General features: G+C 67.3%; 1 protein-coding gene. It reads right to left on the minus strand.

Annotation, left to right across the window (positions count from 1 at the left end; genetic code table 11):
* Positions 1-1,699, minus strand: a 1,699-nt coding sequence (locus tag ACZ4N5_RS43015; RefSeq protein ID WP_467762409.1) for an RICIN domain-containing protein, incomplete at its 3' end; no start/stop codon positions are given.
* Positions 1,700-2,203 lie beyond the last annotated feature (504 nt).

Here is a 2,203-nt window from a genome sequence, read left to right on the forward strand (position 1 = left end):
TGTCGGCGACGCCGTAGGCGGCCTGGATCGCCGTGTCCGAGGTGGTCGAGGCCTTCTGCGCGGCGGTCAGCTGGGTCTTCAGCACAGCGAGCTGCTTCTTCGCCGCGGCCTGCGCCGCGGCGATGCCCGCCTTCGCCTTGTCGAACTGCGCCTTGTCCGGGTAGTCCAGCTGTCCGGTGCCGTTGTGGCCGGACGGCTTGATGTCGAACTGCTGCGCGGCGGTGCCGTTGCAGGTGTAGAGCTTGGCGTCGTTGCCGTTGTCGAAGGTGTGCAGGTCCAGGCATTTGCCCGTACCGACACTCTTCAGGCTGGTGGCTCCGCGCAGTTCGGACGCCCAGGTCTGCGACGTGGACTCCTTGCACGACGAGATCTGGATCACCGTGCCGTTGGCCGTGTTGTTCCCGGCCACGTCCAGGCACTTGAGCGAGTTGACGTTCTGCAGGTGCAGCTTGTCCTCGCTGCCCAAGAGCACCCACTTCTGCGCTGCGGAGCCGTTGCAGGTGTAGACCTGGACCGGCGTGCCGTTGTCCTTCTTGCCGCCCTGGACGTCGAGGCACTTGTCCTTCGCGGCGTGCACCTCGATGACGGTGGGGCTGTCGCCCACCCAGCCCAGACCGCCCGGCATCCAGTAGTCCTGCCACCGGGTGAGATGGTCGGCGTCCCAGGACTGGCCCAGCATGTCGCTCAAAGCCTTCGCACCCTTGGAAAGGGCGTTGACCGCGTCCTTGTTCGCGCCCAGGATCTGGTTGCGCTGAGCGGCCTGCGAAGTGACCTCCTGCTGCCACTCGCCGGCCGCCGCGGAGGTGATGTCGCCCAGCACGCCGTCCGGGTCGATCGGATCCCGCCAACCGCACGCGGCGAAGCGGGACTTCACGTCCTCGACGGCGATGCGGTACTCCGGCGTACCCGGCTGCGGCGCGCTGCGCGGGAAGCCACCGGAGGACAGGAAGAGACGGGCGTCGTCCGCGCCGGCGTTCGTCGCGGGGCCCCCGTGCATCCACTGAAAGGCGCTGCGCTCGGCGAGCGCGCGATTCCACTCCGCCTGCGTCGTCCCGGTGGGATCAGGGTCCTTCCCGTAGAGGGGGTTGCCCACCTGGTCGACGGCCTTGAGGGTCTTGTCGTCGGCCTTCGGGGTGGCGTCGTCGTAGAAGTCGGAGTCCGTCTTCCAGAACCGGTCGGCGACCCAGGCGGACAGACCGGTCTGGGAGTAGAAGCTCTTGTCGCCGTCGGGCGGCCAGTGGAAGTCGGTGTCGGTGAACCCGCCGGGAGTCGCAAGCCCGTCCAGAGGCTTCTTCCACCCGTTGCGCTGAGCGGAAAGGGCGTCCAACTCCTTGCCCGCCGCGTCGCGGTCGTTTTTGTACGCGACGGCGAGCGGTGTCTGTTCCCAGTTCTTGCGGTCGGCCAGGACGTGGAGCTTGTCCGGCGTCCGGTTGAGGCCGTCCTGCGCGGTCACGGCCATCGACGGGCCGCCCAGGCGCAGTACGTCGGCCATCAGGCACTGGTCCTGGCGCAGTTGCTCCGCGGCGGTGTCGTCGTACCAGGGGTAGGAGTCGGCTACCGGCTCGGTGTTCGGCTTGATCGAGCCGGGCTGTACCGCGAGAGCGGCCAGAACGGCCAGCGCAGCTGTAGAGGTGACGGCGGAGGTGAGCTTTCGCGATCTTCGTGCTCCGGGCAGCCGAAACCATGGTCTGGGGTGCAAGAAGGCATCCCTTTCTGCGTTCACTGGGGGTACGAGCCCGAGGAACGGCCGAACAGCGGAGAGCGGTGACCTGCTCCTGAGGGGTGCTCAGGAGATCGCTGGACCAACCGCATCGATACATGCGCCGAGCCGGTATGGCGGCATGGCGACGCAACCCCTCCCCGTGAGCGACAGTGTTCCCCCGGTCGCTGAATGACGTGCGCGAACGCGGAACTGGTCAGGTTCCGCGTCATACGCGGCGCCACCTTATGCAGACATACCCGGATCCGCACAGAAATTCGATACGCCCGTGAGAGCGCTGGCGTGAAACCTCCTGCCGCCCAACGGTCCGTGGCCGTCGGTCCCGGTGGCCCGGCGGCGCATGGATTTTCTGTGCGCTGCCTGTGCCCAGAAGGTGGAGTGCGGTCTGTATCCGTCCGGCAAAATATGGCCGGTTTTCGACTCCACCCAAGCGGCCTGCATGGGGCATAACCGAGTCCCGTCGGCTGCGACTGCCAGGCGAGG

The organism is Streptomyces sp. NPDC026500 (genome assembly GCF_055567635.1).